Annotated in this window: 23 protein-coding genes; 9 read left to right on the forward strand and 14 right to left on the reverse strand. The window is 46.6% G+C overall.

Annotated features, from left to right (window positions below; genetic code table 11):
* Positions 1-95 precede the first annotated feature (95 nt).
* The 3 genes from NIT79A3_RS14015 to NIT79A3_RS14025 all read right to left on the reverse strand — a co-directional run bounded on the left by NIT79A3_RS14015 (position 96) and on the right by NIT79A3_RS14025 (position 2775).
* Positions 96-395, reverse strand: a complete 300-nt coding sequence (locus tag NIT79A3_RS14015; protein ID WP_013966819.1) for a hypothetical protein — start codon at positions 393-395, stop codon at positions 96-98.
* A 115-nt stretch (positions 396-510) separates the two neighbouring features.
* On the reverse strand, positions 511-1488 hold the full coding sequence (locus tag NIT79A3_RS14020; RefSeq protein WP_013966820.1) for an IS1595-like element ISNtsp4 family transposase: 978 nt from the start codon (positions 1486-1488) through the stop codon (positions 511-513).
* A 252-nt stretch (positions 1489-1740) separates the two neighbouring features.
* Positions 1741-2775, reverse strand: coding sequence for an IS630 family transposase (locus NIT79A3_RS14025; RefSeq protein ID WP_013965466.1), 1035 nt, complete (start codon positions 2773-2775; stop codon positions 1741-1743).
* 282 nt (positions 2776-3057) lie between these two features.
* Here NIT79A3_RS14025 and NIT79A3_RS14030 point away from each other — a divergent pair, with 282 nt between their 5' ends.
* From NIT79A3_RS14030 to msrB, 6 genes are all read left to right on the forward strand, one after another.
* Positions 3058-3411, forward strand: a complete 354-nt coding sequence (locus NIT79A3_RS14030; protein ID WP_013966821.1) for a DsrE family protein — start codon at positions 3058-3060, stop codon at positions 3409-3411.
* A 322-nt stretch (positions 3412-3733) separates the two neighbouring features.
* The gene (locus NIT79A3_RS14035; protein ID WP_041360364.1) at positions 3734-4456 is read left to right on the forward strand and encodes a hypothetical protein; all 723 of its coding nucleotides are present in this window, start codon (positions 3734-3736) and stop codon (positions 4454-4456) included.
* Entirely contained in the window at positions 4453-5925 is a 1473-nt protein-coding gene (locus NIT79A3_RS14040; RefSeq protein ID WP_013966823.1) for a RimK family protein, read from the forward strand. Before NIT79A3_RS14035 ends, NIT79A3_RS14040 begins: the two co-directional genes overlap by 4 nt.
* Positions 5922-7172 (forward strand): glutamate-cysteine ligase family protein, encoded by a 1251-nt coding sequence (locus NIT79A3_RS14045; RefSeq protein ID WP_013966824.1) that lies wholly within the window; start codon positions 5922-5924, stop codon positions 7170-7172. The genes NIT79A3_RS14040 and NIT79A3_RS14045 overlap by 4 nt, the downstream gene beginning before the upstream one ends.
* Before the next feature lie 16 nt (positions 7173-7188).
* A complete protein-coding gene (locus NIT79A3_RS14050; protein ID WP_013966825.1) occupies positions 7189-7896 on the forward strand; it encodes an N-formylglutamate amidohydrolase in 708 nt (235 codons plus the stop codon).
* Between the two features lie 68 nt (positions 7897-7964).
* Positions 7965-8483, forward strand: a complete 519-nt coding sequence (msrB, locus tag NIT79A3_RS14055) for a peptide-methionine (R)-S-oxide reductase MsrB (protein ID WP_013966826.1) — start codon at positions 7965-7967, stop codon at positions 8481-8483.
* A 30-nt stretch (positions 8484-8513) separates the two neighbouring features.
* On the opposite strand, the gene NIT79A3_RS14060 is transcribed toward msrB, so the two are convergent.
* From NIT79A3_RS14060 to NIT79A3_RS14080, 5 genes are all read right to left on the reverse strand, one after another.
* A complete protein-coding gene (locus NIT79A3_RS14060) occupies positions 8514-9065 on the reverse strand; it encodes an acyloxyacyl hydrolase (RefSeq protein WP_013966827.1) in 552 nt (183 codons plus the stop codon).
* Between the two features lie 397 nt (positions 9066-9462).
* Positions 9463-10233, reverse strand: coding sequence for a toll/interleukin-1 receptor domain-containing protein (locus tag NIT79A3_RS14065; RefSeq protein WP_013966828.1), 771 nt, complete (start codon positions 10231-10233; stop codon positions 9463-9465).
* A 275-nt stretch (positions 10234-10508) separates the two neighbouring features.
* Positions 10509-11048: a DedA family protein gene (locus tag NIT79A3_RS14070; protein WP_013966829.1), complete on the reverse strand. Its 540-nt coding sequence runs from the start codon at positions 11046-11048 to the stop codon at positions 10509-10511.
* A gap of 21 nt (positions 11049-11069) precedes the next feature.
* Positions 11070-12419: an HD domain-containing phosphohydrolase gene (locus NIT79A3_RS14075; RefSeq protein WP_013966830.1), complete on the reverse strand. Its 1350-nt coding sequence runs from the start codon at positions 12417-12419 to the stop codon at positions 11070-11072.
* 99 nt (positions 12420-12518) lie between these two features.
* Positions 12519-13232 (reverse strand): carbonic anhydrase, encoded by a 714-nt coding sequence (locus NIT79A3_RS14080; RefSeq protein ID WP_013966831.1) that lies wholly within the window; start codon positions 13230-13232, stop codon positions 12519-12521.
* Positions 13233-13533: 301 nt separating this feature from the next.
* Here NIT79A3_RS14080 and NIT79A3_RS14085 point away from each other — a divergent pair, with 301 nt between their 5' ends.
* The gene (locus NIT79A3_RS14085; RefSeq protein ID WP_013966832.1) at positions 13534-14223 is read left to right on the forward strand and encodes a VIT family protein; all 690 of its coding nucleotides are present in this window, start codon (positions 13534-13536) and stop codon (positions 14221-14223) included.
* Positions 14224-14270: 47 nt separating this feature from the next.
* On the opposite strand, the gene NIT79A3_RS14090 is transcribed toward NIT79A3_RS14085, so the two are convergent.
* The 3 genes from NIT79A3_RS14090 to NIT79A3_RS14100 form a co-directional block, all read right to left on the reverse strand.
* Positions 14271-14633, reverse strand: a complete 363-nt coding sequence (locus NIT79A3_RS14090) for a hypothetical protein (RefSeq protein ID WP_013966833.1) — start codon at positions 14631-14633, stop codon at positions 14271-14273.
* Between the two features lie 81 nt (positions 14634-14714).
* Positions 14715-15128, reverse strand: coding sequence for a DUF3617 family protein (locus NIT79A3_RS14095; protein WP_013966834.1), 414 nt, complete (start codon positions 15126-15128; stop codon positions 14715-14717).
* 78 nt (positions 15129-15206) lie between these two features.
* A complete protein-coding gene (locus NIT79A3_RS14100) occupies positions 15207-15719 on the reverse strand; it encodes a DUF1993 domain-containing protein (RefSeq protein ID WP_013966835.1) in 513 nt (170 codons plus the stop codon).
* A 234-nt stretch (positions 15720-15953) separates the two neighbouring features.
* Here NIT79A3_RS14100 and NIT79A3_RS14105 point away from each other — a divergent pair, with 234 nt between their 5' ends.
* Complete coding sequence (locus NIT79A3_RS14105; protein ID WP_013966836.1) at positions 15954-16775, forward strand: ABC transporter permease subunit; 822 nt, start codon at positions 15954-15956, stop codon at positions 16773-16775.
* Positions 16682-17692 (forward strand): ABC transporter ATP-binding protein, encoded by a 1011-nt coding sequence (locus NIT79A3_RS14110; protein ID WP_198009365.1) that lies wholly within the window; start codon positions 16682-16684, stop codon positions 17690-17692. The genes NIT79A3_RS14105 and NIT79A3_RS14110 overlap by 94 nt, the downstream gene beginning before the upstream one ends.
* A 192-nt stretch (positions 17693-17884) precedes the next feature.
* Here the strand turns inward: NIT79A3_RS14110 and NIT79A3_RS14115 are convergent, their stop codons facing one another.
* The 3 genes from NIT79A3_RS14115 to NIT79A3_RS14125 all read right to left on the reverse strand — a co-directional run bounded on the left by NIT79A3_RS14115 (position 17885) and on the right by NIT79A3_RS14125 (position 20770).
* The gene (locus NIT79A3_RS14115) at positions 17885-19633 is read right to left on the reverse strand and encodes a hypothetical protein (RefSeq protein ID WP_013966838.1); all 1749 of its coding nucleotides are present in this window, start codon (positions 19631-19633) and stop codon (positions 17885-17887) included.
* Between the two features lie 59 nt (positions 19634-19692).
* Positions 19693-19971 carry a DUF4242 domain-containing protein gene (locus NIT79A3_RS14120; RefSeq protein ID WP_013966839.1) on the reverse strand — a complete coding sequence of 93 codons (279 nt, stop codon included), beginning with the start codon at positions 19969-19971 and terminating at the stop codon, positions 19693-19695.
* A 202-nt stretch (positions 19972-20173) separates the two neighbouring features.
* Positions 20174-20770 carry a TetR/AcrR family transcriptional regulator gene (locus tag NIT79A3_RS14125; RefSeq protein ID WP_013966840.1) on the reverse strand — a complete coding sequence of 199 codons (597 nt, stop codon included), beginning with the start codon at positions 20768-20770 and terminating at the stop codon, positions 20174-20176.
* Between the last annotated feature and the right edge of the window lie 193 nt (positions 20771-20963).

Here is a 20963-nt window from a genome sequence, read left to right on the forward strand (position 1 = left end):
AAAATTGTACTAGTTCAAATCAAATCGTACAGTTACCAAATTGATCCGGGTATCTGTCAGATCAGTTTCAGTTCAAGTTTCAATAAACCTGTGAATCACTTTTTGTCCTGTTCTGGAAAATGCTTCTTCGCTTTCTCAAAGGCTTGTTGCATAGATTTCAGTGATTTTCTGAGTCCGGCTTGAATGTCTTCCCATGCGCCTTCTGAGCTGCTTTCCAACTGATCCCATTTTTTCTTTGCCTGGCTTAACTCCAGTTCCAGTTCCTCAAGATGTGGTCGCATATTGTCCTGCGCTTCTTTCACGCCAAGGTGCATCTGCAACTTAACTTCATCAACCATTGCCTGTAAGTTTGCCAATTCAGTTTGCAATTGTTCTTTCACTGTTTTTTCATTCATTTCATTTTCCTCTTTTCAAAGTGTGCTTGCCGCGTGTGCTAGGCATTCTGGTCAGCAAGTTTACCAACTAAATCTCCCGTATGCACGGCTTCTATCATAAAGGGGTTTAACAGGGCTATGTAGTAATTAACTGTTGAAATTGTCTTGTTTTCCCAAGTGACATTAGGAAACAAAGGGTTGGTGTAACGTTCTGACCGAGACGGTCAATCATTCTATGCCACCCCAGATAACTTGCAAGATAGCGTGTTGCCACACCATGGAACTTCGCCATCCATTGTCTGAGTCGGCTGCCATAAGCATTAACATTCTGAATGTGGTAAACATCGTTGATAACTCGTTGACCTGCAGCAATGTTGACTGGACGATGAACAATTCTTGCATTCCTGGTGATCTGTCTGTAGGCGGGCATTCCATCTGTGCAGAGAATGACATCTTTGCTTAACAAAGGGATAAGCACTGTTCCGATTTGCTCTGCGCTTGTGTCATGCAGTATACGGTCATCAGTTTCACCATAACGATCGCGCACCACTAGCACAGGTATCTGTTCTTTTGATGTGCCGCGCTTGGCAGCTTTGCCGCCTCGTTTGCGTGCGGCTCTCGGTAAATGATGTTGTCCCTTAAAAGATTCCAGAAAATACATTTCGTCAGCTTCAACAATGCCATTCATTTTGGGAGATTGATGGAGTGCAGGCGTTCGCAAAAAACGGTGACGCCATTTAAAGCTCGTGTTCGTGGTTACTCCGCAGCTGACCGCTGCTTTACGTACACTTACCCCTTGAACCATCGCTTGCTCATAATCAAACCATTTGTCTTTGTGGCGTAATCGGGCCAATGCCGTGCCTGTCAGGGCATTAAATGTGTGATTGCAGTGGCGGCATCGGTAGCGTTGTAACTCACTGGCTTTACCCCACCGATACAGCTTTGTTCCCTGACAATAGGGACAAATTCGTTCTTCATTCTGCCCTTGCTCAATCAATTCTATGATCGTATCAGCACCGGCTTTTCTTTCTAATCTTTCTCGAAGCTTGTCTCGCTGACCGCGGCTCATCCTCTCAATCGATTTTATCCAATCTTTGAATTCAGCTGCTTTCATGATGCATAACCCCTCTTTTACATTCCGATGCATATTTGACTAGCAATTCAACAATTAATTGCTACAGAGCCTTTAACAGGCCGTTGAAAAACTATCTGTGTTGCCGGTACGGTGTTAAAAACAGGCTCAAAATACCCATTTATTAAGCATAAACTGCGCTTTTTCGCCTGTTTTTGCCTTGCATCGGCTGCCTCGAAAACGTTTTTCAACGGCCTGTGAATGATAGCTTATTGATCCGGCCATTAAATAGTTTTAAGCGGCATATTTTACGTACGGATCTTGGAAGTAAGAAGCAACGCGCTCTGGATTATTCTGCAGCATCAACATATGATCATCGACAGCGGCATGTAATTTCTCCTTGGTACGCACCGGAACTTTCGAACCGATAGCCTGCTTCAAATCTGAGTTTAATCTTTCTTCTGGATTTAATTCCGGACTGTAGCTGGGTAAATAAAAGCATTCGATCTTTTCCTTATTTTCTTCCAGCCAAGCCTTCACTGGTTTGCTGTGGTGCACTCTCAAATTATCCAGGATCAAGAACACTTTCTTCCCTGCATCCTTGATCAGTAGTTCGAGAAATTCAATGAGTCTATCTGAATTGAAATTTCCATCAATAATCTGCCAGCGTGCACAGCCTTTGTTGGTTACAGTGGCAATCATTGACAGCCGTTGCCGCGTGCCAGGAGCGTAGGTCACGGGTGTTTTTCCCTTGGGTGCAAAGCCACGTCCTCGCACATCCGTATTGACTAATCCTGTCTCATCACCCCAGTGAATCTCCCCGCCTTCAGTTCGAGCGCGCTTGGCAATATCCGGATATTGCTCATTGAGCCATTGCTTTACCGCCTCCGGGCGTTGTTCATAAGCACGTCGGATCGGCTTCTGCGGGGTAAATCCCCAACGCTTGAGGTAGTGTCCCACCGTGCGTATCGGCATGGATATGCCACATTCCTGCTCAATTAACTGTCTTATCGCCCCACGATTCCACAACGCAAAATCCATCTTCAGTTGCTCAGGACGCTTATCACAAATAAGCCGTTGCAATCTCAACTCCTGCTCTTCGCTTAGGCTGCGTTTGTCACCCGTACGTCGGCCGCGTCTACCAGGCTTTAGTCCAGCTGCACCACCTTCTTCATAAAGTCGAATAATCTTCTTCACAGCCGTGTCGCTCAGCTCCGTAACCTGCGCTATTTGCCCAGGTTTGCCGCCTCGCTTGTGAAGACGAATCACTTGCCGGCGACGTTCATGCAGCGCTTCATCTTTTAAGGTTCTTGCATCTATTTTTTCCATCCTCCTACGACATGCAAAATCAACAAAAATTCAAACTATTTATTGGCCGTATCTATAGGAAGTTTTCTGGAACGATAAAAATATGTTAGATTTTGAGTGGTATTAACAAATAATATTTATTAAAGCAATATAAAACCCAAATATAGCAGCCACTCTACGAATTAATTTGTTTAGCCAGCTCAAAAAATTGCTTTCGTTCTGCTGCGAAGGCCCGGAGGGTTTACAATGAATTCCGTTAACAATTATTTTTACAGTAAAATTCAAATCAAATTAGGAGGCTAGATGCATTACGTTATTTCTACAACCTGGGGTCCAACAGATGTCACACGGGCTGCGTTACCGTTTGTTTTTGCGTCCTCGGCCCTGCAAGCAGGAGACACGGTAATGATTATGCTGTTTCATGATGCAGTAACTATCGCTCTCGATGGAGCCCATCAAAAAATGATTCCTTTTGGCCCGCCTTCAAAATTTTCTGAAATATTTTCCAGTCCCAACGCTAAGGTTCTTGTATGTAAACCCTGTGCTGAGACGCGTTCCATCAGGGAAGATATGCTGGTAAAGAACGCTTCATTTGGAGGCATGAACGACTTGCATCAGCATGCATCCCGGCCAGATGCGAAATTCATCAGTTTCTAGCTTGTGTGTTTTCGATGAGAAACACTGGCATTGCCAGGAATTATTGATTGGCATGAGGAAATGCAACGATAAACTGGCATAGTTTAAGGAATCTCTGATTAAGTTGATTATATTCATGGTTCGACAAGCTCACCACGAACGTAATCAATATATTACCGTTCGTCCTGAGCCTGTCGAAGGATTTAATCAGAGTTTCCTTAATCAATCAGGTGCGCCGCAACATTGAACATAGCTGGAGCGAAAATGAAATTATCGATGCCGCACGATGCAGATATGTTCCACAGTAGGACTTATTCAGCCAATCCTTAATTGCTTACCATGTTTGTTACGACCAGTACACCACTTACCCATAAAAATACTGCCGCAACCGGATGAAACCACCTGTGGCCCGACTTGCTTGCATGCTATTTACAACTATTGGGGAAAAAGCGAATCGCTGAAAGATATTATAGCCCGCACACGAAAGCTGGAAAGCGGTGCCGGTACCTTTGATGTTTTTCTGGCTTGTGATGCACTGCGTAGTGGTTTTCAGGCGACGATCTATACCTACAACTTGACGGTATTCGATCCTACCTGGTTTGTCGCGGGTGTCGATATCGCCGAGCGATTGCGGCAACAATGTGAGATCAAAACGAACAGGAGATTGCAATACGTTACTGAAGGTTATCTGGAATTTTTGAGTCTGGGCGGCCGCCTGCGATTGGCTGATCTTTCCCATTCTCTGATTCATGGACTCCTGCGCCGTGGCCTGCCGATTCTAACTGGCTTGAGTTCAACATTTTTATATCGTGTCGCGCGTGAATATGGACCGGATGACACACCGGATGATGTACGTGGCGTCCCCTCGGGGCATTTTGTTATTATCACTGGATATAATCGAACCAAGCGTACTTTGCTGGTTGCCGATCCTTACGGGCCAATTCAAGAGTACTGGAGTAATATTGATCGGGTAATCAGCGCGATTCTCTTAGGAATCGTGACATATGATTCCAATTTGCTCGTTATCCATTCTGCACATAAACAACAAGTCGCTAAAATGCCATGAGTATTCTCATTGTCGTGAGCAACCCGCATGATTGGCCGCTGGATATCCCCGACGTAACAGTGGTATCTGCAAGAGTGTATCTGACTGATCCAGCTTATGGGGGACAGCTCAGGGCGCGCGTGTTCAATTTGTGTAAATCCTATCGCTACCAAAGCCTTGGATATTATGTTTCGCTACTCGCGGAGGCGCGAGGACATAAACCTCTGCCGCGGGTTAATGCCATCGAGGATATGCAATCCCCGAGCTTGGTAAGATTGCTCACTGAGAATCTGGATGAATTAGTACAAAAATCCCTGTCAGCGATCAAATCGGATCACTTCGAACTCAGTATCTATTTTGGTCACAATGTGGCCAAACATTACGATCATCTGAGCCGTCAGTTATTTAACTTGTTGCAGGCTCCTTTGTTGCGCGCTTATTTTGATCGTCACGGCAATCAATGGAGTATTCGTAGCATAAAGACCATCGCCACTAATGATATTCCGCCACAACATCAGGACTTTGTCGTGCAGGCTGCAACGGATTATTTTTCGCGGCATACACCGTGGCCGACCAAACTGGTTACACCACGCTACGACCTGGCTATCCTGCATGACCCGGATAATACCGAGCCGCCATCCAATGCCAAGGCAATGAAACATTTCGAGAAAGCCGCAGAAAACTTGGGAATGCATGTGGAATTGATTACGCGGACTGATCTAGGACGGTTACCGGAATTTGATGCGCTGTTTATTCGCGACACTACATTTGTTAACCATTACACCTATCGTTTCTCGCGGCGCGCGGTTGCAGAAGGGTTGGTGGTAATCGATGATCCGAACTCCATACTGAAATGCAACAACAAGGTTTATTTAGCGGAGTTATTGATCCGGCACCATATCCCCGTGCCTAAAACCATACTGGTACACAAGGACAACCTGGAACAAGTCATTCCCATACTGGCCTTACCCTGTGTGCTCAAGCAGCCGGATAGCTCATTCTCGCTGGGCGTCGTCAAAGTTACTTCAGAAGAAGAGTTGCGAAACAAAGTGAACGAACTGCTGGATAAGTCTGAGCTGATTGTTGCACAGGAATATTTACCGACTGAGTTTGATTGGCGAATAGCCATCCTCGACCGCCGTCCATTATTCGCCTGCAAATACTTCATGGCACCCGGGCACTGGCAAATTATCAAACATGGTGAGCAAAAACGCGATTATATCGAAGGGCTCACGCAGGCCATATCACTGGAAGAAACGCCAGTCAAGGTAGTAAAAATTGCGCTCAAGGCAGCCAATCTGATCGGCGATGGTTTTTATGGGGTGGATATCAAACAGATTGGCAAGAAATGTTATGTTATCGAAATCAATGACAACCCTAATGTAGATGCCGGCAATGAAGACGGCATACTCAAAGATGCTGTGTATGCGCAAATCATGGAAGTGTTCTTACGCCGGATAGAAATCCGTAAACGGGGTAATCAGCGGTGAATGCTCCGCTGCCAGCTTTTACCGGTTACGGTATTGAATTGGAGTACATGATTGTCGGCCGCAAGAATCTTTCAATTATGCCCATTGCAGATAAGCTGTTGCACAAACTCTCGGGCAAGTTTGTTTCTGAAGTCACGCATGGCCGGCTTGCCTGGTCCAATGAGATCGTGCTGCATCTGATTGAGTTAAAGAATTTAAACCCGGAGCCTGTCATTGAATCGCTTCCGGATCTATTCCAGAGCGAAATTCAGCGCATCAATAGTGAACTCGAGCCCTTGGGCGCAAGGCTGATGCCTTCCGCCATGCATCCCTGGATGAATCCCCGTCATGAAACCCAGCTATGGCCGTACGACAATGCAGAAATCTACCGTACCTATGATCGTATTTTTGATTGCAAGCGCCACGGCTGGGCGAATCTGCAAAGCATGCATCTTAACTTGCCGTTTGCTGATAATCAGGAATTTTCCCGCTTGCACGCAGCTATCCGGTTAGTGCTGCCCATCCTTCCTGCGCTGGCAGCAAGTTCACCGATTGCTGAAGGCCGTCAGGCCGGATTTCTGGATTTCCGCATGGAAAATTATCTGACACATCAAATGAAAATCCCCTCGACGATGGGGAAAGTGATACCCGACACGATTACGAGCCATGCCGCATATGAAACACAGATTCTGGCGCCGATGTACCGTGAGAGCGCACAACTGGATTTAGAGGGGGTATTGCAACACGAATGGCTCAATGTCCGTGGCGCAGCGGCGCGCTTTATCCGGCATGCCATTGAAATCCGTGTGATCGACGTGCAGGAATGTCCATATGCCGATCTGGCTATAGCCGCTGCCGTGCGTGACGTTGTGCACGCGTTGTATGATCAGCAAACCGCACCGCAAGCTGAGCAACAGGCAATCAGCACGGATGCGCTGGTCAACATCCTGCGTGATTGTATCCGGCATGCTGAACAAACGATCATAACCGATCGAGAATATTTGGAATTAATGGGTTTTCCTGCGCCGCGCTGTGAGGCGCGAGAACTCTGGCAACATCTCATCGCTTCAATGAAACCCAAGCAAACAACACAATCAGAAATCTGGCAAGAAGCGCTTACTACCCTACTGGAACAGGGTCCGCTCGCACGCCGGATCTTACAAGCAGTTAACCAGGATTTTAGTCCAGCGCGGCTGGAAACGGTTTACCGCGAGCTGTGTGATTGCTTAGCGGAAGGACGCATGTTTTCTGGAATTTCCAAAAAATAAGGTAAGAGAATCAATCGTGGCCACACATTTTGTCATTAGTTGTGAGCACGGAGGGAATCGAATACCACATACCTATCTATCTATCTTTCGCGGATTTGAATCCTTGCTGCACAGTCATCGCGGCTATGACTTCGGCGCATTACGCATGGCCAGGGAAATGGCCCGGAAGCTCGATGCTTCCTTGTTCGCCGCTACCACAAGCCGTTTATTGGTTGATCTAAACCGCTCCATTGCGCATCCAAACCTATTCTCCGAAATAACTCGCTGCCTGCCGAATGACACGCGGCGAGAGATTCTGGCACGATACTATCTGCCTTACCGCAATCGGGTCGAGCTGGCGATTGCTGAAACGATCCGGCACGGAAACCGGGTCATCCATATCTCTTCACACAGTTTCACGCCGGAACTTGATGGGCAAGCACGTAAGGCCGATATCGGCTTGCTGTATGATCCATCACGACCCGCTGAACGAGCGCTATGCCAGCGCTGGCAAGCAGCCCTCAAAACAAAAGCGCCTGGTTTGACGGTGCGGCGCAATTATCCTTATACCGGTAAAGCGGATGGATTCACGACTTACTTGCGCCGCCGGTTTCCAGCGGACGTGTATGCAGGGATCGAGTTAGAGATTAACCAGAAATATGTTCTCAGTGACGGAACTGAATGGCTAGCACTGCGTCATTCAGTATTGGAAGCACTGGATGAGATAGCTCGAATAAAAAACTGACTGAGTGGTATGAAATACGCTCAAACTGATCAACCTACGTAAAATACCCCTGCTTTGGAGAAAACTTGATGAAACGACGCACTTTGTTAAAAAGCCTCGCCATGGTGGCCGTGTTTCCGCTGATTCCCGCCTGCTTGCGTGAAAATGTAATTGGAGATGTGCCCAATCCGGTTACACCCTTAAACAAACCCCACGAAGCATGGCGCGGGTTAGTCTCGCCCAAAGCTTACAAGATCTTGTTTGAAGAAGAAACCGAACGCCCGGAATCCAGCAATCTGGTGTATGAGGATCGTGAAGGCACCTTTATTTGCGCCGCCTGTTATCTGCCGTTATTTGAAAGCACGGCTAAATATGAAAGCGGTACAGGCTGGCCAAGTTTTACCCACCCCATCGCTGGACACATAACGACCAAGCTTGATTTCAAGATGATCAAGCCGCGCACGGAATACCATTGCGTGCGCTGCGGGGGTCATCAAGGCCACGTATTTAATGATGGTCCGCCGCCGCGTGGAGAACGCTGGTGCAACAACGGCACTGCACTGAAGTTTGTGCCCAAAGACGAACAACTGCCAACGCTCAGGAGCTGAGGATTGGTTGCGCTTCAGGGATACTGCCCCCTAAAATCGGTAACCGAAACGCCCGCCCAAGGTATCCATGCCTTCATTGGAACTCGCGAGATAGGCATTGGAGACGTGATCAAAGTACACGGATAATGAACTTTTGGCAGTGAAGCGGTAGCCGATTTCGACCGGAATGTGAAACAGCACTCGTGATCCGAGTGCTTTGCGGTCATTGTGCTGAAGATGAAGTTTGCCGTCATGAATCGCCCCGCCCAAACCAACACCAAAAAACATACCGCTCGCGTGTTCGTATTGCCAGCGAAGGCCGGAGTAAAGTTTGGACGTATCACCGTTAGTATTTACCGATCCGCCTAAAGCGGGACGAACGGTTCCGCCCAAAAATTTAATATGCGGCGAAAAAATACCTTCCAGATTCAGATCAACGCCGTTCTCGCGACGGAAGCCACTCCACAAATCACCCGTGTCATGGTGAAGCACACCGAACTTAACCTCATGCAACCAAGCGGACACCCTCCGCTCATCCGCGACTGCAGCGGATGAAATCACACAGCCCAAGCAACAAACCAATAGTTTAATCTGTCCACGCATGATCAGATCCTCCCGTTCAGATCCTGATGATTACTTTATGGAATCTCTGAATAACTCACCTTTGTCATTCCGAACGTAGTGAGGAATCTTTGGCAATCAACAATATAGATTTCTCGCTCTGCTCGAAATGACAGTTATTCAGAGATTCCTTATGGGCACCTCTAAAAATTCAAAGTTCTAAACAACACGCGGCACGAGCAAAAAATGACCTGGAAACTTCATCAAGAATTGGATATTCCTGCTTAATTTCTGATAAAACAACCCGCTCAAACAAATAACGCTTAATGAACACTCACTTATCAATGAGGTAGGGTGTCAACAAGCGAAGCGCATTACACCAAGATTATCATTCGGCGCAATAACTATTGCGCAGTTCAACTAAAGGGAAGAATTCGCATTAAATTGCGTGGAGCAAATCATCGTATGCTTCAAGCATAGCTTCAACTTCTCGCCATTTGTTATCTGTGCTGAGAAGTACCTCTAAGGGATGACCGCCTTTCCGGTTTGATTTTGCGATGACCCATAGTAAATAATCAAGTGTTATAAGAGTATTAGAAACTTCAAATGCATGGGTGGTGTTAACTGGTGCATGAAAAGGAAACTTTTTATTTGCCGCCAGAATTGCTTTAACAAGCTTTTCACTTTTACCTCTAAGCGCAATTCTTTGATGTGCCTGCAATGCCTCTTCGTGCTGCGCTGCCACCGCTTTTGCGGTAGCCAATTGAGCACGTAAAGTAGCTATTTCAGCTTCAGAAGGTTGAACTGGCTCTATTGCTGGATTTAGTTTTCGAAGAAGTAGAGAAAGGGTTTCTTCATACCAAGAGAGATCAGTAAAGTCGCCGTAAAACTTACCTTTAAGGAATCCAGGAAGTTCAACCGGTTCTAACATAAGTGGTAATACTACTATTCTTTTCTCGTCTATCTCCCGATTTGATGCAATATCGAGTTCACGCGTAACCCACGGGCTGCTTATTGATGCGGAAGAAAGTATTGCCGCAACAAAATCTACTTGATCTAGGCCTTCGCGGATCTTTTCGATCAGTGAGTCACCGATATTAATTTCAGCCTCATCTATCCAAACGCCATGTCCCGCTCTACGTAGATCAGCGGCAAGCTTCTTTGCAAATATTTTGTCAGCATGTGAATGACTGAGGAATATGCTGCTCAATTTAGGTAGCCTTCTTAAGTGGTGTTAACGTAAAGAAAATTAATGTTTTTACCGTGAATAAACTATGATTATAGGTGACAGTATTCTCGAGAGTTTTAGCGAATGAGTTTAGATTTAATTTAATATAGCATTTGTTTTTCTTAAGCTAATGTAAATAACTTGAAATGATAGGGAAATAGCAGAGGCGAAATAAATGATTGAAATATCATAAAGAGATCAAAGTTCGATCCCCTGCCTGCCGCAATAACATTCGGCCTACCCCAAAAAAAGCATTCTCATTTATATACGACCCATCCCGTGGCACCCACTAACAGCAAACCCATGATGACCCATTCTTCATACTGCTTTATTTCACCCAGCAGAATTTCAATCGCGTGGCCGAAATAATATCCCAGCATTCCTATCACGATTGCCCAGATCAGTGCCCCGCATAGGTTGAGGGCAAGATAACGAATTGGGGAGATCCCGCTGGCGCCTAAAACAAATGGCGCGACTGTTCGAATACCATATAGAAAACGAAATCCTAATATGAATAAAGTATGGTATTTTTCAAGCAGTTTGAACACGCGATCAGTTTTTGCTTTCCAGCCCGGCTTGTTGTCAATGAATTCCTTGCCTTTCCTACGGCCAATGTGAAAATATAATTGGTCGCCCGCTAACGTACCCACAAATGCGGCGGCTATGACGAAAGGTAGCTCCAAGTAACCGCGATGCGCTAAGAATCCCGCAATCACCAATATGGTTTCACCTTCAAGAAAGGTACCCGCCAGGATGCCGATATAGCCATAATGCGTAACTATTTCTTCTAAATTCACAACACTTCCAATACGAGCATTTTATTTGCTGCCGGTGTTAATTGCAGTTGTCAGAAAAAGATGGGCAATGCGGTGTTGCAGCAATGTCACCATCTGATGCTCCTCCAAACAACTGACCTCATGGTAAAGCGCTGGCGCAATTGTTACAAAAGTACTCACCAGCTTCGGGTCGAAATGACTGCCACTATTCTGCTCAAGCATGGCGATCGCGGCATCCACAGTCCATGATTCCTTATAAGGGCGTTTGGAAGTAAGCGCATCGAACACATCGGCAATGGCGAAAATCCGCGCATTCAATGGGATCGATTCACCTTTGAGTCCCTGCAGATAGCCGCTGCCATCGTATTTCTCGTGATGAAATTCAACCACATCGCGTGCGCCACCGAGCCAGCTTGATTTGCTCAAAATATCCACGCCCAGAGAAACATGGGTTTTCATGACATCAAACTCTTGTGGCGTCAATTTTCCGGATTTCAGCAAAATCGGATCGCGAATACCGATTTTACCCACATCGTGCAAGAAGGCCCCCGTTATCAGGTTGCGGATATCTTCGCGAGAGAGCCTTATGGTTTCTCCAAGCCGCAACGCATAATAAGTTACCCGGTAGTTATGGCTATTGGTATCAGAATCACGTTCTGCAATGGCACAACCCAGCACATTCATTAGCTCCATATTTCCCATTAAGAGATCGTCTGAAAGCTTGATCAATCCCCGATTAAGCGTCAGGATGATTGGATACATCAGGAGGGTAGTTACCGTGATGCTGATGGTTATAAATAGTAATGTGCGAAGCAGCTCGTTCCGGATCGAATCCTGAGTCTGCTGATCAACCTGGTAAATGCCCTCGAAATAACCAGCCAGAGTATTCTGCGATCCTTTCATCGGGATCAGTATGACCATCAGAAACGTGTTATTGATCAAACGGAATTGGTTGGAGAACTCTCCTTGTTGTGGAAACCGGTGGCGATATTGGTCAATCCACTGCTCAGTAGCTTCCTGTCCCTGCCGGACGGCTTCAATCCTGAGTTGTTTGTCGAGATCATAAAGCTCAACCACAACGAAATGTTGGTTAACAAGCTGCTGCGCCAAGTTTGTTAAATGCTGATAAGCCGCTCCATCCAATTGCTTCAGATTGTAGGGTGACTCTGCGCTTAATGTCGCAGACTCCTTCAATGCCAGTTCATGGATTACTTGCTGAAAACGATTGATTTCCAGCCACAAGACAATACCGCCAATGGTGATGCAAAGCAGCAACCATCCCAGAAACAAGCGAACCAGAATTTTTCGATGTATCAGCTGGCTGGTAGCAAGCGCCGCTTTTGAATCCGCCCTGACATCAAAGGTTCTCTGAGTAATCGGTTTTTGTTTCATCCATTTTCCTGACTGCCTGCCAGTAGCCTAATGTCTTTGCACAGTTGACCACAACCGATAACCTAAGAGGTTCCCTATATTTGAGAACGCACTTTACGTTTATTTGTAATTAACGACAGGCATTTTCTTGATTTCCGCCAAGTTTGTTTCGCCATTAACATTAATCATGACAAGACGGCCACTGCCTTGAGAATAGTCATTGCGAAAGTCATAAACACCGCCAATGATAGTCAAATGTCCTGCATTGACTTCTGTTGCATATTTCTTTATGGCGGACGAAACCTGATGGTTCACGTTTGATTCAACACTTGCTTTAACTTCTGCGGGATCATCCGATTTATGACCAGCAACCTTTATTGTATCTAATTCACGCCAAATGGATGGTTCAAGATGCGCCGGTTTAGACATTGCCGCCTCAACCGCGCCGCAAGAGGAATGCCCTATAATGAATAATACCGGGGTATGCAGATGACGGATGCCATATTCAATCGATCCTTCAGCGGTTGAAACCTGATTGCCAATGTTGCGAACTAGAAAAAGGTCTCCGTCAGGATGAATATCCAGCGCATGCGTATGCAAACGGGAATCGGCACAGGTTACCATGGTGGCCATAGGCTTTTGCCCGTGAATAAAATGAGCGAAGTACTCCGGCGGCAAGCCATTAACGAATTTCTCATTGGATTCCAGAACATGACGAATAATCTCTCTCACCTGATCTTTCTCGCTCTTGTTGACGGGCGCTGGAGATTCAGCCATCAAGCTAGTGGTATTAAGCAAGAAGGCTAGTAAAACAATGAAACTAAATTTCTGCATTTCATTCACGCTCCACTGGTTAAAATAAACCGTAATTTAGGGTTTCTCGATGCCTTGATAATCTTGCACTGTCATCATTAAGAAGTATAAATCGATATCGTTTCATACTAACAGCATTCAAAATCATTGACAGCTTCAATTATGGATCGATATCAACGCAATGTGATGAAATTGAAATCAAGTTACTCTGTTCTTGCTTTTTAGTTGCCAGTTCTGTAAACCAGAAAAAAGCAAGAATCAGGAAAAATGGATAAGAATGCTTTATCTAAGAATACACTTAAAAATACCGGAGGGAAGTATTATGAGCCGCCATGAAATACATCGATCACATCGCATCGGCTGGTTACGCGCTGCTGTTCTTGGCGCCAATGATGGTATCGTTTCAACAGCCAGCCTTATTATCGGCGTGGCATCAGCTCAAGCTGCACATGCAGATATTCTTCTTGCTGGCGTTGCTGGCTTGGTTGCCGGCGCGATGTCTATGGCTGCCGGCGAATATGTATCGGTCAGCTCTCAATCCGATACAGAAAAAGCTGATCTGGAACTTGAGAAAGAATCAATAAAAAATGACTTCGAATTTGAGCTGAAAGAACTTGCCAATATTTATGAAAAAAGAGGACTGGATTCCAATCTAGCCAGACAAGTGGCGGAGCAACTAATGGCAGATGATGCATTGGGAGCACACGCGAGAGATGAATTAGGTTTAGCTGAGAATGTGAGAGCCCGCCCCATTCAGGCCGCACTTTTCTCTGCGGGTACATTCACGATTGGCGCTGCGCTGCCATTATTGATTGCATGGAATGTGCCGGGCATTCAGCTTATACCGGCGGTTGCGGTATCGTCACTGGTATTTCTGGCAGCTTTAGGCGGCCTTGCCGCACGCGCAGGCGGCGCGGCAATCTCTATCGGTGCGCTCCGCGTTACATTCTGGGGTGCGCTTGCAATGGGCTTAACTGCGGCCGTAGGCAGATTATTTGGTGTGGCTGTTTGATCAGGTGCGAAACCAGGAATTAATCGATCCCTCCAGAAGGCAAACTATTAATGCAAATCTTGAAACCGGGGATGACTTTCAACAATTTCTGCAGCGATGATCTGCAACGCTTGGTCAATCAATGATTTTGAGTCATCCACAAGCCAGGTCTTTCTGTTTAAAGGATGTTCAGGCTGCATCAGCTTGCCCATAAAGTCCAGCAAAAACCCGCTTGCTATCCGCTGCGCTGGTTCGCTGGTATCACCAAAGCCTTTTACGCCATGAGTCGCCATCCGCTGTAAAAACAGAATGGCCTCACCTTTCGCGTGAAAATCATTTTCTGTCATTACTTCAGGCGTATTCAGCCATGGATTTGCTTTGAGAAGCGCAAAGATCGATTCTGCAGCTTGTTCCGCGTTGACGGTTTTCATAGTTGAATGGAAAACAATTCGGGCAAATAAGAACCGCCATTCCCACCGGTGCCGTAGATCAGCCGCAAGTCCGGCAGACTCCTAGCAATCACCAATTCGCTTACCTGAGTAGATGTGGTCTATTTCCATCGGCTCTGACTGAGGCATTTTCATTTTGATGATCGCGGAACCTTTATATCTATCTGCACTGAAAATAATTCTTCCAGCGCCATTCATTTTCAATTCGCCTTTGCATTTCATTTGCCATGAAGCATCATTATTTATAATTTTATAGTCAAAAAACTCACATGACTCATGGACAGCAATCGGCGGTTTTCCCCGATTTTTATCATCAATGCAAATTATGTCTTTATGGGCTGGCAGTGGAGTCATTATGTGAGGCATTATTGTTTGAGTTGTCACCTCCCACTTACCTTTCGGAAATTGTTGCGCATGAGCACTAAAAACAAGCAATAAAGTAATACTCAACACCAGGTATCTAAGAAAATGCTTCAATTCAAACCACTCCTGCCTGCATTAAAATGAATGAAGAACCTCACCATGGAATGCGCCGGGTAAATAGTGCAACAGAACCTAAAAAGCACCCATAAAATCACCTTTACCGACTTCCAGACCATTGTGGCGCAAAATCGCATAGGCAGTGGTGACATGGAAGAGAAATTGCGGCAGCCCGTAATTGATCAGGTAATTGTGGCCAACTAGCTTTTTCTCTTTCGGTGTGCCCGGGCGTAACACGATTTCACGCGTTTCGCTGCCTTCAAATTGTGCGGGTGTCAGTCTCTCGATAAATGATAAGGTCTTGCTAATTCGTGCCTGCAAATCGGCGAAGGTTTGTTCGTTATCTTCATACACCGGCACTTCAACACCTGCCAGCCGCGCTGATACACTCTTGGCAAAATCGGCGGCAACTTGCACTTGCCGGATGAGGGGAAACATATCCGGGTATAGCCGGGCGTTCAGCAATACTGCCGGTTCAAATTTCTTCGCGGCGGCATAGGCTTCGGCTTTCGTCAAAATGGCGCTTAAGCTGTTCAGCAATTGTTTGAAAACGGGTATGGATGTTTTGTACATATAGGGAGTGGTCATAGATTTTCCTCGGTTAATTGATGGCAGTGATTGTCATATATTGGAATTAAGTATCTCATGAACAAGCCTGGTTGGGTGCGGACAATACGTACCTACCGCTAAGGCGGGTAGATTCTACTCGCTCTGGGGAAGTGCTTTTTCTAGTTTAAATTCGGCTGGTGTGTGTATTCGAGGTAAAATGCTCCGAATTTTCCAGTCAAGATAAACGCTTAGACTATTTCTGAATATTCAACAATGCAACCAGCTTTCTTCAATCATCTCTTACTCATCTGCGCGTTTGAACTCAAGAGAGGCTTTGCGACCAGAAAAGGCATAGTGTCTCTAGTGACCTTTGCGGTCATTTGGTATTTTATTCTGCTTTATCCGCTTCGATTTGCCGCTGAGCTGTTGGTGCAGGAAAAGGGATTACAGGCAGAATTCAGTATTTTTGAGTTGATTGGCTTTGGCGCAATCCAGCATTGGCCCATTCCTGAATTCGGCGTATTTTGGCATTTTGCGCTGATGATCTTCCCGATGTTGAGCATTATGCTTGCAGCCGATCAAACCTGTTCCGATCGTGAGCGCGGCACATTACGTTTTATTGTCATACGCAGCAGCCGCGACAGCGTGTTCTTTGGCCGGTTTGTTGGCGCAATGATGATTCAGGCACTGTGGATCAGTGGCGCCCTATTCAGCACCCTCGCGCTGACCCTGACCCGTGATGCGTCGCTTCTTGCTTTTGCACTACCGGATCTACTCATCTTAAACGTTAATTTAATCTTGGTCGTTCTACCCTTTACCGCCATGATGGCCGCTTTATCCGCCAAAGTTAAATCTGCCCGGCAAGCAACCCTCTGGGCTATTCTGATCTGGATGTTTTTGGCTGGGATTATCGGCAGCTTAGCTTATTATCTCCCCGTACTGGCTTTTCTAAAATGCCTGATCCCCGGCTATCAATTATCTGATTTGGCGCAACTGTCCGGATGGCAAACGCTGTCATTGGCTTATATTCCGCTCCTGCAAAGCCTGATCTTGTTAATCTTGGGGCGCTGGATAATGGCAAGGCAGGCCCTGTGAATTCGCCTATTATTCAATGCCAGCAGCTTAGCCACGCTTATTCCGGCAAAGCCGCCCTCACCAATGTCAGTTTTGAACTGAATGCGGGGGAACCTATCGGTTTGGTAGGTCCGAATGGCGCTGGAAAAACCACCTTGCTAAGTATCTTGTCTGGTTTTCTACACCCTTCTTCCGGCACTGTCCGGGTGTTTGGTCATCCGCCCGGTACCACGCAACTCATTGGCAAAGTCTCGGCATTACCCCAGGATGCCCGGTTAGACCCGAGCTTTACGCTGACAGAGCAACTGGTTTTTTATGCGCGGCTACAAGGATTCACTCACCAACAAGCAAACCTGGAAGCCAGCCGGGTGTTAGAGATATTTGCACTTAAAGACGCCGCACATGAAAAACCTCTGGCACTCAGTCATGGCATGGCAAAACGGGTGGCCATCGCGCAAGCGCTGATCGGCAAACCAGCGCTCATCTTACTCGATGAACCCACCGCTGGGCTGGATCCTATGAGCGTCCGGACCGTGCGATCAATCATTGCAGAACTATCGTCCGCGACGACTTTCATCATCAGTTCTCACGATTTGGCCGAACTTGACCGGTTATGTCAGCAAATTTTGCTGCTGGAAAATGGCATTTTGCAGACCGAGAAAGTAAGCGCTAACCAGCAACAGACTGCTTCCCGATTCATTACCCTGCAAATGGAAAATTGTCCGGCAGCGGAGGTAATTGCTAAATTCATAGTTTTAGAAGGCGTCTTACAAGTCACTAACCCGCAAAAAAATGAATTTATCGTAGAATACAACCCTGACTTGCAACCCAGCATGGATCTGCAACTCATGCATTGTATTCAAACCAATCACTGGCAATACCGGCAGTTAAGCCACGGCAAAACGTTGGAAGAAAAGCTTTTCTCAAGAAATTCATAGCATTTCTAATGAATTCGCACTAAGGAATCTCTGAATAACTCACCTTTGTCATTCCGAACGTAGTGAGGAATCTTTGGCAATCAACAGTATAGATTTCTCGCTCTGCTCGAAATGACAGTTATTCAGAGGTTCCTTAGTGCGAATTCATGCAATATCCGGGCTAAGATCCTTATTCACAGCACTTTACTTCCACTAACGCCCGAAACGGGAAGCGCTCAATTTTACGTCTGCACGCGCCCAGGCTTGCTCAAACCGCGCTGCAATGACCCTTGCTTGATCATCTTTCTTTTGCGCACGCAAAGCCTGCTGCAATCCGTAAAGCGCCCATCCGTTGTTACGATTCCGTCGCAGATCCTCCCAATACACCGTCTCTGCTTCGTCTGCCCGCCCTGATTTAAGCAGAATAGCACCCAGTGCCAGCCGTGGCGGCAAATGAAATTCTAACGGTTCTGTATACACCAGCGCATCTTCCAGACGAACTGCTTTCTCAAGGTGTGTAATGGCCTGATCGAACTGTCCACGCGCAGCAGCAATCTCACCCGCGAGTACTTCCGGTGCAGCACTCAGTACCGTTTTTGTGGTGTTTTTTGAAAGAAGAGGACCATCCAGCAATGGATCATTCATGATCTTGCGTAGCGATTCCAGCTCTTGCTCGGCTTGTTGTAATTGTTCTGTTGCGACCAATGCGAGGCCGCGTACATAGTGCCAGCTTCCCGTCAAAAATAGATTGGTCGATGGCGGTGCGGGTTCAGCTAGAATTTCCTGCCAGTGCCCAAATCTTGCGAGGGCCCAATAAGGGGTTACACGGAAAACTGCTGTCAACGGTATTGCCTTCAACACTTCATCGCTAATCTTACTGGCAACTTCGCGTGCGGATTGGATGGCAATCTTGCTTTGACCATCCACGGTCGCTGCGAACCAAAGAAAATGAATATTGTGCGGGTAGTACACCATCGGATATAACCCTTGCGCGTGACACTGCGTGATGTAATCTTCATCGGCGGCGATTGCAAGCTGGTTGCTCTTCATGGAATCGGCATAGCGGCCTACACGTTGATAAATATGCGATGCCATGTGTATCATATGCCCCGCCGTTGGCATCAGCGTCAGTAGCGTGTCGGCTGCTTGCTCTGCGCGCTCGGGCGTACTGGTTGGCTCTATCAGGTGGATATACATATGCAGCGCCCCCGGATGTTTCGGATTGCGCCGCAGCACTTCCTCGGTGAGCGCGACGATTTCGGCTGTTCCCTCATACGGCTGGCCATCAAGCATCCAATAACCCCAAGGCCGGAGATCCATCATGGATTCCACATAGAACATCGCAATATCCGGGTCGTCTGGAAAACGCTCATGCACTGCCTGCATCGCCTCTGCGTAAGCCTTATTATTCGCCTCTCGTTGCTCAGCCTGCCCGGAATAGCGCTTCTCGAGCGCGCTGATAAGCGCTTGCTCCTTCGGTGATGCATTTTTCATCAATGATCTGGCCTGCTGCACGATCTCCAAAGCCTGTGGCTCTTCGTTCGGTTCCATCATCGCGTTGATGTTGGGACCCAGCACGAGTGCTTGCCCCCAATAAGCCATCGCAAGCCCGGGATCCAATCGCGCCGCTTCACGGAACGACCGGCGTGCCTCGGCATGGTTGAACGCGTAAGCAAGATTGAGTCCCTGGTTGATGTACTGCTGTGCTAACGGGTTGCGGGTACTGACGGGGAATGTGTGCGTACCTAAATTATGCAACCTGGGCGCAAGCTGGCCATCCGGGCTTGGCTTATTCGCCATCTCGGATTCCTTATAATGCTTATGGCCACCGCCATGTCCGGTGGAAGACTGCTGTTGTTGGGTTGCTGTTATTGCTTCTGACTCGGCATACGATTCGTGGGTACTCGCGACAACCAGAGTCAGAACTAAAATCGTGGAACGGATGGCAGTATAGGATTGCATGATTTTTACCTCCCTCTATAACATAACAGTACTCAATTTACGTAACCGAGAGAAATGCTCTAATTCTGCTCGGCAGTAGTTGGATCAATCACAGATTTGATTCGAGAAACACGCTGAGCGGGAAACCCGCCTTGTTCGGCATGCGCTCTGATAGTCGCTTCGTCGGGTGCAATGTAGATGCAATAGACTTTGTCATCCGTCACGTAACTTTCCAGCCATTGGATTCTTGGACCCATATGGTTCAACACATTGCACGATTTCTGAGAAATGGCTTGTAAATCTTGCGGTGTCAGTGAACCTGCTCCGGAAATTTCACGTTCTATTATATATTTCGGCATTTCGCCTCCCTTAGCAAGCCGTCGAAAAACTATCTGCGTCGCCGCTGCGGTGTTAAAAACAGACTCAGAATGCTCATTTATTAAGCATAAACTGCGCTTTTTCGCCTGTTTTTGCCTTGCATCGGCTACCTCGAAAACGTTCTTCAACGGCCTGTTAGAATTAATTAAATATGACCAGTCGTATTTCTACTCAGTAAAAAAATTAAGGTCTGAAATAAGCGCCCAATAAATTCTGACAACACTGTTTGAGCGGAGCGGATGATTTTTCTATCTTCATCCGCAGTAAAGCGCCTTGCCAGGTATTTATGAGCAGATCAGCCATTTCTTCTGCTGATTTATCTTTTCTTACCGTACCTTGTTGCTGCGCCTTAGCTATTCCCAGTTGCAAAAGATCTCGGTAGCGATTGACCGCAGACTGCAGAGATTTCTGGCAAACTTCGCTGGTATCGCCTATTTCTCCCATCAGATTGCCTAAGAGGCACCCCCCTTTAAACGCATTCTTTTCAAGTTCTATAATAAGCTCATCAAAATAACATTTGATTGCACCAAGAGCATCGGTACCCGAGTTATCCAAGTAACTTGCCAATTGTGCAATAAACGGATCAATGTAGTACTGAATGACATCGGCGCCAAAATCCTCCTTGCTGCCAAAATAATTATAAAAAGAACCCTTGGGAACATTGACTGCATCCAAGATTTCTTGCAGTCCGGTGCCATGATAACCTTGTCCGATGAATCGAGTGACGCCTTGGCTTAGCAGACTCTCTCTATTTAATTCTTTTTTGGTTGATTTTGACATGCACAGATAATACGACCGGTTGTCTCATATGTCAAATTGTCTTTTGAACCTTGCACACAGAATTACGAAATTTCCTGTTGTTTCAGAATGTAAATCCTCTCCGCAAAGTCAGCGGATCGTATAGAGGGCAATTAATGGCTGTTCTTATGAATTGGTAGCCCCGGAAATTTTGATACCTTTTACGCAAATACAG

This window comes from Nitrosomonas sp. Is79A3, assembly GCF_000219585.1.
In the GTDB taxonomy this organism is placed as follows: Bacteria; Pseudomonadota; Gammaproteobacteria; order Burkholderiales; family Nitrosomonadaceae; genus Nitrosomonas.